The organism is Zhongshania sp., assembly GCF_047636175.1.
GTDB lineage: Bacteria > Pseudomonadota > Gammaproteobacteria > Pseudomonadales > Spongiibacteraceae > Spongiibacter.
On the sequence record NZ_JBLIKC010000048.1, the window covers coordinates 1 to 8401 of the forward strand.

General features: G+C 48.4%; 14 protein-coding genes and 1 tRNA gene. 3 read left to right on the forward strand and 12 right to left on the reverse strand.

All coding sequences use genetic code 11. The features are described from left to right. Positions 1-384, forward strand: a 384-nt coding sequence (locus tag ACI955_RS16910; RefSeq protein WP_415244921.1) for a class I adenylate-forming enzyme family protein, incomplete at its 5' end; no start/stop codon positions are given. A gap of 109 nt (positions 385-493) precedes the next feature. After that, positions 494-910 carry a YkvA family protein gene (locus ACI955_RS16915; protein WP_415244922.1) on the forward strand — a complete coding sequence of 139 codons (417 nt, stop codon included), beginning with the start codon at positions 494-496 and terminating at the stop codon, positions 908-910. 61 nt (positions 911-971) lie between these two features. Here the strand turns inward: ACI955_RS16915 and bcp are convergent, their stop codons facing one another. From bcp to ACI955_RS16975, 12 genes are all read right to left on the reverse strand, one after another. After that, positions 972-1445 (reverse strand): thioredoxin-dependent thiol peroxidase, encoded by a 474-nt coding sequence (gene bcp / locus ACI955_RS16920; protein ID WP_415244923.1) that lies wholly within the window; start codon positions 1443-1445, stop codon positions 972-974. Positions 1446-1467: 22 nt separating this feature from the next. Further along, on the reverse strand, positions 1468-2931 hold the full coding sequence (gene rmuC / locus ACI955_RS16925; RefSeq protein WP_415244924.1) for a DNA recombination protein RmuC: 1464 nt from the start codon (positions 2929-2931) through the stop codon (positions 1468-1470). Positions 2932-3105: 174 nt separating this feature from the next. Then, positions 3106-3345, reverse strand: a complete 240-nt coding sequence (locus tag ACI955_RS16930) for a hypothetical protein (RefSeq protein WP_415244925.1) — start codon at positions 3343-3345, stop codon at positions 3106-3108. Between the two features lie 189 nt (positions 3346-3534). Continuing rightward, complete coding sequence (locus ACI955_RS16935; protein ID WP_415244926.1) at positions 3535-3675, reverse strand: hypothetical protein; 141 nt, start codon at positions 3673-3675, stop codon at positions 3535-3537. 82 nt (positions 3676-3757) lie between these two features. After that, entirely contained in the window at positions 3758-3925 is a 168-nt protein-coding gene (locus ACI955_RS16940; RefSeq protein ID WP_415244927.1) for a hypothetical protein, read from the reverse strand. Positions 3926-4185: 260 nt separating this feature from the next. Continuing rightward, positions 4186-4761, reverse strand: a complete 576-nt coding sequence (locus tag ACI955_RS16945) for an NUDIX hydrolase (protein ID WP_415244928.1) — start codon at positions 4759-4761, stop codon at positions 4186-4188. A 22-nt stretch (positions 4762-4783) separates the two neighbouring features. Next, positions 4784-5260 (reverse strand): flavin reductase family protein, encoded by a 477-nt coding sequence (locus ACI955_RS16950; RefSeq protein ID WP_415244929.1) that lies wholly within the window; start codon positions 5258-5260, stop codon positions 4784-4786. 133 nt (positions 5261-5393) lie between these two features. Beyond that, entirely contained in the window at positions 5394-5852 is a 459-nt protein-coding gene (moaE, locus tag ACI955_RS16955; RefSeq protein ID WP_415244930.1) for a molybdopterin synthase catalytic subunit MoaE, read from the reverse strand. A gap of 1 nt (position 5853) precedes the next feature. Further along, positions 5854-6105: a molybdopterin converting factor subunit 1 gene (gene moaD, locus ACI955_RS16960; protein ID WP_415244931.1), complete on the reverse strand. Its 252-nt coding sequence runs from the start codon at positions 6103-6105 to the stop codon at positions 5854-5856. Further along, positions 6102-6593, reverse strand: a complete 492-nt coding sequence (gene moaC / locus ACI955_RS16965) for a cyclic pyranopterin monophosphate synthase MoaC (protein ID WP_415244932.1) — start codon at positions 6591-6593, stop codon at positions 6102-6104. Before moaC ends, moaD begins: the two co-directional genes overlap by 4 nt. Positions 6594-6602: 9 nt before the next feature. Next, entirely contained in the window at positions 6603-7253 is a 651-nt protein-coding gene (locus ACI955_RS16970; protein WP_415244933.1) for an MBL fold metallo-hydrolase, read from the reverse strand. 199 nt (positions 7254-7452) lie between these two features. Continuing rightward, the gene (locus ACI955_RS16975; protein ID WP_415244934.1) at positions 7453-7827 is read right to left on the reverse strand and encodes a hypothetical protein; all 375 of its coding nucleotides are present in this window, start codon (positions 7825-7827) and stop codon (positions 7453-7455) included. A gap of 462 nt (positions 7828-8289) precedes the next feature. Between ACI955_RS16975 and ACI955_RS16980 the strand changes: the two genes are divergently transcribed. Further along, a tRNA-Ser gene (locus tag ACI955_RS16980) sits at positions 8290-8379 on the forward strand. The last annotated feature ends 22 nt before the right edge of the window (positions 8380-8401 follow it).

The window sequence follows — 8401 nt, forward strand, 5'->3', positions numbered from 1 at the left end:
GGCCACTGGATGGCAACCGGAGACATTGGCTACCTGGATGCGGAGAATTTTGTATTTCTAGTGGGTCGCGCTAAAGACCTTATTATTCGCGGCGGCGAAAACATTTATCCAGCAGAAATAGAAGCTTGCCTTAGCCTTCACCCGGGCATTGCCGAAGCTGTCATTATAGCCATCCCGGATGACAGACTGGGCGAAACACCCGGCGCAGTTATTCGTCCAAGAGAGAATGTCGCGATCAAGCCCGCCGATATAATCGACTACCTCACTGACAAACTAGCCAGCTTTAAACACCCCAGTCAGATTTGGATCAGTAGCCAGGAAATGCCACGCAATGCCGCAGGTAAAATTCTTAAATCTGAGCTGGTACGACAATTTGTTAGCTAAGCCGGTCGTCGCGCTACCGTAGCTTAAATCGCCGGCTTAACTGCCGGCGTTTACCCGCTACTGCCTAGCACGTAGAATCAAGATAACACTGACGATTCTGGACATACCCATGCAAATTTTCTCCACGAAACGCGCCCAAAAGGTGCTTGATAATGGCGCCGCCGACGCAACGGAATCTCAAATTAATTTAGCTTTGAGCAATAGGCAGCGCATTCTTAACAAGGTATTGCACAGCGTTTCACTCTCGCCCTATATCGACCAAGTTAAAACGCTTTTCAGTCTACTTCAAGATTATGTGAAAGGTGACTACCGAGAAATCCCTTGGTGGTCCCTGGGGTCTATAGTGACAGCCCTGCTTTACATCTTGCTGCCATTCGATGCGATGCCAGACTTTATTCCTATCGCAGGGTTTTTAGATGACGCGGTGGTGCTTAAATTATGCTTAGACATGATCACAAAGGATTTAGTGACCTACACTCAATTCAGAGCTCAGGAAGTTAGTAAGACCAGTGAAGCAGGAAGCTAGGGTTAACACGCCCTACGCTTCCTAGAATGGCAAGCCGAAAGTATCGACTATTAAGGTGCTTTTAAGTTAGTTCAGCCAACACTTCAAGCAAGGTTTCGTGGTGTGTTTTGGTTTTAAATGCGTCCATAATTTTGAGTAAGTGCCCGTCTTTGCCAATGATAAACGTTGTTCTGACGGTGCCCATATTTTCCTTACCCATAAACTTTTTGAGCTGCCAGCAGCCATATTTATCGATAGTGGCGTGATCTTCGTCTGAGAGTAAGGGAAAATTAAGTTCGTATTTATCGTGGAATTTCTTAATCTTAGCCACCGGGTCAAAGCTTATTCCCAATGATTGGTAGCCCAGTTGATCTAGTTCTGCATGCACATCTCGCAGGCCACAGGCTTGCAGGGTACATCCAGGTGTCGATGCACGAGGGTAAAAATATAGAACCACCGCTTTTTTGCCTTTGAAATCTTTAAGGCTGACGGTATTACCGTCCTGATCACTGAGTGAAAACGCAGGTGCTAAATTTCCAACTTTAGGTAATGTCACGTAACAAGCTCCTATTTAAAAATTATTTATCGTCAAAATCTCTACCGTCTATCTCGGCGCGATCTGTAAGCGATGTTGGCAAGGTCTTTTTGACCTTGGCTCCCAGAGCTTCTAAGCGACTGACTCGAGACACTAAGTTACCTTTACCCAAGGTCATTCGATTAAGGGTTTTATCGTAAGCATCACGGCCGCGATCAAGGTGTTTGCCAACATCTTCTAAAGACTGCACAACAAGGGCAAACTGGTCGTGAAGCGCACCCGCCTGTCTTGCGATTTCTTCGGCATTTTGATTCTGCCGCTCGTAACGCCAAATACTTTGCACCGTCCGCAGCGTTGCCAGCAAGGTAGTTGGCCCCACAACAATAATATTTTTCTCATACGCATCGCGGAACAATTCCGGATCATGCTCAAAAGCTGCCATAAAGGCCGCTTCCACTGGAATAAAAATGAATACAAAATCGAGTGTCCGCAGGCCTTCTATATGCTCATAGCCCTTGGTGCTTAAGCCGTTAATATGGGCTTTAACCGATTGCGCATGTTCACGCAGCAGTGTTTGACGTTCGGTCTCGTCGTCGCTGCTGCAATAGCGCTCATAAGCGACCAAGGACACCTTGGCGTCGATAATAATATCTTTGTCGTCGGGTAAATGAACAATGACATCAGGCTGTCTTCGTCGGCCGCTGTCGTCGGTAAAACTCACCTGAGTTTCATACTCGTGACCTTTGCGCAGTCCAGACTCCTCCAGTACGCGCTCTAAAATCACCTCTCCCCAGTTGCCCTGCGCTTTGTTGTCGCCCTTTAACGCACGGGTCAGGTTTTGCGCTTCTTTACTAATATTGCGGTTCATTTCTTGAAGATTTTTAAGTTGTTCTTTCAGCTCGCCACGCTCACGATTTTCATTGTCGTAAATATGATCTACGCGGCCACGAAATTCTGTAAGCTGTTCTCTAAAGGGTTTTAATTGCACCTCCAAAGCGTCCCGACTGTGTACTTGAAACCGCTGACTTTTTTCTTCGAATATACGATTGGCGAGCTGTTCAAATTGATCCGTTAACTGTTTCTTGGCATCACTAAGCAGAGCGATCTGTTCTGTGGTGGCAGTTTGTAAATGGCTAAAGGCGCTTTCCTTTCTCGCCAGCGCATCATTCAGCGTGCTATTTTTTTCTTCTGTCGTGCTCAGTGTGGCCTGTGCGCTGCTAAGCGCTTGGCCCTGCATCAGCAACCGCGCATTGAGGACGGCAACTTCTCGCTCATGCGATACCGCTAGATTCCTAGTTTCTTCAAGCTGTTTCCCTAACTCGAGGCTGGCTGCGCGCTGTTCATCAAAAGCTAATTGTAATGTGCTAGCTCGCTCCTCTAACATCTGAATGTGTAATCGTTTGCTACGCCCCAATAATAGTACCGCGAGCCCGACGCCGAGGCACAAACCTAGCAAGGCGACACCAGCAAGCAATAATAAAAGTGAAGTATCTAAATCTGTGACCACGTCATAAGCCTTGTTATAATACTTGGAGATGGGTCAAGCAGCGAGACGCCGTATGATTAATTAAGAACCAGCATAGTATACAGAAATCCTTGGTCCAAATGAGACAAAGCAAAGGACTCGTTTAGGGCGCGAGTAGGCAAGGAAACGAGTTATCAACTAGATGTACGCAAGTAATTATGCGGCCTTTAATGGCGTTGCAGCGGGGGCAAGAATAGAGCCTTGCGCAACAGAAGCCGCGTCGCCGCCCACTCTCACGGTCAACGTCGCTGTGGCTTTTTTGACGAATTCGACCTGCAAAATACTCTGCCATAGCGCTTTGCGCCCGCGTTCCAACAAAAAAAAGGTATGGGTGCCGTCTGCAAGACCACGGGTCTCGCACAAGCTTGCGACAAAAGCAGGTGTTGCGGCGCCCACAGGTGGGCTATCGCTGATGAGCGATATGCTTTCAAAGAATTCGCAAATGAAAATCGGTTTGCAGTGACTCTATTTCACTACAATAAACCTGCACTTTATTAACTGCGACTGAAGAAGCGCTATTATGCGACTATGCCTCTAAGTTGAAACGCTCGTGATACACGGCCTCCATAGAATGCAGAGGCGCGATTAAATAGGGGATTCACAATTCACAAACAGCGTTTTAACTTTACGAGTTTCTGTATCATCCGGCCCCAAACCCAAGGCCTGTTGCAGTTCATTATTATCTGGCACATAGCGATCAATCTGCGGCGTCACTGACATCGACAACTGAGTAAGTAACCGCCACTTTTTGCGACAGCACCACGTCGAATATATTTTCCCCTTGGGAAAAGTACACCAAGCGATCGCGTTATCCGGCCGCTAAGACTTCAGTAACAAGCAGGGGTCGCGCCGCGGCGACGCTGCGGCTGCCAACTGAGCGCTCACCTGCCGGCGAGAATACCCGCAGCTCCGCTGCAATCTCACTGCTGCCGGCAAAGATAAATACGGTTTCAGGATGGTTCAACTCTTGGGCCATGAGCAGCACCGGCGAAAAGTCTAAAAACCGTCGGCCTGAGGAAAAACTGAAACTTGTACGCCGCTATAAGCGGTTTTAGTAAACACAGAAACGGTGCGATAAACGTATTCCATTTAACCACCTTAGTTAATTCGCCGTCGTTAGACAAAGACCAAGGGCTTCAGGACCTTAGTCCGCTTCCAAGCTTTTGATAAATATAGCTCGCTACACCGAAAGGGCATACTTAAAATCAGGGTTAATAGCTGCGTGATGGAGTTTTACTATATTTCACGATCAGCGGGTGACTTCCAACCAACGTGCTTAGCCCATAGCGGACTGGGGGTGCTGACCCTGATAGGAAATTCGCCGATCTTACGATCCTCGAAATACTCAGTAAGCACATCCGTCACAATGGGGAAAGCGAGCTCAGACCAGGGGATTTCGTCCTCTGAAAATAGCTTAGATTCCAAGCTCTCTGGACCTATACCAAACCCGCCATCGAGCTCGCCCAGATAAAACACATAAACCTGATTAATATGCGGAATATCAAAAAGGCGATACAGTGTTTCACCCTTTACCTTGGCGGCCGCTTCTTCGCGAGTTTCCCGCAAGGCGCCGTCTAGCATGGTTTCACCGTTTTCCATGAAACCGGCTGGAATTGTCCAAAACCCAAGGCGGGGCTCTATCGCGCGGCGGCACAGTAAGACCTGTTTGCCAGCAATGGGCAGGCAGCCAACCACGACTTTGGGGTTTTGATAGTGGATAATTTCGCATTGCGGGCAGACAAAACGAAGGCGATCATCATTCACAGGAATTTGTTTAACCACTTCCGTGCCACAATCACTACAGTATTTCATTGCCCTCCTCACTCCCGCTAATTTAGCATAATTCTCTATATTGACCGGCATGAAACACCAAGGGTTTGGCACCGGGCTTATTTTCCATTTCAATGACTTTACCGACCACTATTACATGATCGCCGCCCTCATAATTCGCCCAAGTTTCACATTCAAAACTAGACAGGGCGCCGTGTAATACCGGCGCGCCGCTCTTGCCAATTCGATAATGATCTTCAAGTAAATCGTGCTCGCTCTTCTTTGAATAAAGATTAGACATATCAACTTGATCACTAGCCAGTACGTTAACAGTAAAGGTTTTAGATTTGTTAAAGGCATCAAGGCATTCTGAGTCGTTGCGCAGACTCCACAGCACCAGCGCGGGATCCAGTGACACCGAGGCAAAAGAATTAACCGTCATACCAAAGGGCTTATACCCATCTGGGTTGGCAGTGATAACACAAATACCGGTGGTAAACTGACCGAGTGCGTTGCGAAGTTCACGGGGATCAAGACTCATAACATTTCCTGTTGTATACCAATTATTGTAGTTGCTTGCTTATACTTGTAAGCATAAACGTAATTATATAGCTGGCCGGAATTATACACACCGCCTGCTAACAAGGTCAGTCCGATAGGCTACTCCGATTGGACTACTCGGCCCAGCGTTCTAGGGCCTTAGCGTCAGTGGCGCGAGCATCTACCCAGCGCTCGCTGCCATCCACTTTGCGTTCCTTTTTCCAGAACGGCGCCTCAGACTTCAAATAGTCCATAATAAATTCGCAGGCCGCAAACGCAGCCTGACGATGCATGGCGGCCACACCAATGAACACTATTTGCGCGCCTGGCTCTAATTGGCCAACCCGATGTATCACTGTTGCCGATAAGAGCGGCCAACGCTGCTCCGCCCTATCAATAATGGCGTCTATACTGCGTTCGGTCATCCCAGGGTAGTGTTCTAGCTCCATCGCTAAAACATTATCACCCTCGTTATAGTCGCGCATAACGCCCACAAATTGCGCCACCGCGCCGCAACGAGTGCTGGCCGCCAGGGCTCTGCACTCAGTACCGACATCAAAATCAGCTTCCTGAACTTCAACGCGATGAAGCATATCAGCCTCCCGTCACGGGTGGATAAAACGCCACCTCATCGCCATCAGAAATAGCGTCAGCTGGGGCAGCAATGGTTTGATTTACTGCGCACAAGGTATTGTCAGCAAACAATACAGCGGCCCAGTCATCGCCGCCCTGCTCTACCAGGCGTTTTTTTAATTCGCTCACAGTGGTTGCTGACGTTAATTCTAGCGACATGCGGCCTAGGCCAAGCTGCTCACGATATTTAGCAAAAAATAACACCGTGATCATGTTTGCGCCTCACCGGCATGCCAGTCACCAGAGCGGCCACCAGACTTCGCCAGCAGTTTAATGTCTGACAAGATCATGCCCTTATCCACTGCCTTGCACATATCGTATATCGTTAAGGCGGCCACGGAAACCGCCGTTAAGGCCTCCATTTCAACCCCGGTCTGCCCCGCCAATTTACAGCTTGCCTCAATATGTACTGCGTTATTAACGTGGTCTAAAGAGAAATCGACTTTAACCGATGACAACATTAGAGGATGACACAAGGGAATAAGATCCGAACACCGCTTGGCACCCTGAATACCAGCAATTCTCGCTACCGCTAAGACATCGCCTTTTTTGTGACCCCCGGCGGCAATCAAGGCAAGAGTCTCCGCAGACATTATTATCGAACCACTGGCCCTTGCTTCGCGCTGGGTAAGTGCTTTATCGGTCACGTCGACCATTTGGGCATTACCCTTGGTGTCAAAATGCGTTAATTCATTACTCATATTTAGCACTCATCCAAAGCGAGTATCGGCAACGAAGGGGTTGGTTTCCCGCTCGTGACCAAAGGTTGATGTTGGGCCGTGACCAGGGATAAACGTAACGTCATCCCCAAGCGGCCACAATTTGCTTTGAATGGAGTTTACCAGCGTATCAAAATCGCCTTTGGGGAAATCGGTACGTCCGATAGACCCTTGGAATAAAACGTCACCCACAATCGCAAGACGCGCCGACTCGTGAAAAAACACGACATGACCGGGGGTATGGCCGGGACAAAACTTAACCGCCAAGGTCTGAGCGCCAAAACTAACGCTATCTTCGTCTTCCAACCACTGGTCTGGTGTAAATGGCTCGGCGTGGGGGAAACCCGTCATTTTGCACCACTCGGGCAATTTATCGATCCAGAAAGCATCCTCTTTCTGTGGCCCAATAATTTTAACGCCGTACTTCTTGCGCATTACGTCAGCCGCAGCGCAGTGATCCATATGTCCGTGGGTTAAATAAATCACCTCCAGGCTACCGCCCAACTCGGCAATTGCCGCCTCGATATTCTCTATATCGCCACCGGGATCAAAAACCGCCGCTTTTCCGGTTTGTTCACAGACCATCACTGAGCAGTTCTGTTGGTAGGCTGTCACCGGCACTATCGAGCATTTTATCGTCATAACGTGGGGAAATTCTTACGGTAAGACGTTAATGATAAGCAGTAAGGCGCTAAGTTAACAGCGCCACGGTAAATTACTCTGCAACAGCGCTAATTAGGCTGCCTGTGGCCAAAGAGAAAACGGTATTAAAACTAAGAATGACGACGCAGTCATTATGATGGCCACGATGACCAGATCGAGAATCCAACATTGGATGCGGCTATTTATTGACCACTTGACCACGATACATCTGCCGAGTTACCTGAGGGCTTGTAGAGGATTGACTCTTAGTCGAAGGCACGTTCTCATCACGGGATATCTTGATCCCTCTATAAGTAACCTGAGTTGGCAGACGGTCTTCGGTCTTCTTATTATCTGCTGATTTTCCGGCGGATTCTAAGTGAAACGGAATTTCTGCAAGCGCCATAATTTCGACCACGGTTTTTTGGGTAAATGGATCACGACTGCGTTTACCCAGCTCACCCAATACCGATAGCAGTTCTGGATCTGCCAAACGTATCCGCGTTCCGAACTCTGCAAAGACACGGTGACGCAGTTGCTGCAGCAACGTCACCATTTCGGGCGAATACACCATAAAACCCCCTCTAAGATGGGTATCTTTCTACATAGCAAAGAGTTCCCAAAAGCAAAATAAGCAAGGTATGACTCCTCAGCACCCTAAGCAATAAGTATTCCAGCTAACACTAGAGCATTGTTCGAGCGCTTAGCCCTACTTCTAGGAGACTTGGCGCACCAACAAGGTGCTAGCCAAAATGGCTGCACCATAATATGACTGATGACGACGATAATTTATTTGCCAATTGCCATTACCATCGATATTGGTTAGAGTACCCGCCCTCAAAATGAGGCGTATAGTATTCCCCGGCGGCAAATATCATGGGGGTTTCGAGAGCTGGTTTACACCGCTTTATCGGAACAGCGTTTCTAGAATAAAAAGCGCCAGTATATTGTGGCGACGGTTAATAGCCCTGATCTCCGAGGGGAGAAATTCAAAGACTAACGGCGTGAGCGCAGTAAAGTCGGCGATACAAGATTTGGTGAGGTGTCCGAGTGGCTTAAGGAGCACGCCTGGAAAGCGTGTAATGGGTTAAACCATTCGAGGGTTCGAATCCCTCTCTCACCGCCATTAAATAAAAAGCCCGACCACG

Bases quoted from the DNA above. Each gene is read 5' to 3' on its own strand.
- ACI955_RS16915 (WP_415244922.1), top strand. From the start codon at position 494: ATGCAAATTTTCTCCACGAAACGCGCCCAAAAGGTGCTTGATAATGGC.
- ACI955_RS16940 (WP_415244927.1), bottom strand. From the start codon at position 3,925: ATGGCCCAAGAGTTGAACCATCCTGAAACCGTATTTATCTTTGCCGGC.
- ACI955_RS16945 (WP_415244928.1), bottom strand. From the start codon at position 4,761: ATGAAATACTGTAGTGATTGTGGCACGGAAGTGGTTAAACAAATTCCT.
- ACI955_RS16950 (WP_415244929.1), bottom strand. From the start codon at position 5,260: ATGAGTCTTGATCCCCGTGAACTTCGCAACGCACTCGGTCAGTTTACC.
- moaE (WP_415244930.1), bottom strand. From the start codon at position 5,852: ATGCTTCATCGCGTTGAAGTTCAGGAAGCTGATTTTGATGTCGGTACT.
- moaD (WP_415244931.1), bottom strand. From the start codon at position 6,105: ATGATCACGGTGTTATTTTTTGCTAAATATCGTGAGCAGCTTGGCCTA.
- moaC (WP_415244932.1), bottom strand. From the start codon at position 6,593: ATGAGTAATGAATTAACGCATTTTGACACCAAGGGTAATGCCCAAATG.
- ACI955_RS16970 (WP_415244933.1), bottom strand. From the start codon at position 7,253: ATGACGATAAAATGCTCGATAGTGCCGGTGACAGCCTACCAACAGAAC.
- ACI955_RS16975 (WP_415244934.1), bottom strand. From the start codon at position 7,827: ATGGTGTATTCGCCCGAAATGGTGACGTTGCTGCAGCAACTGCGTCAC.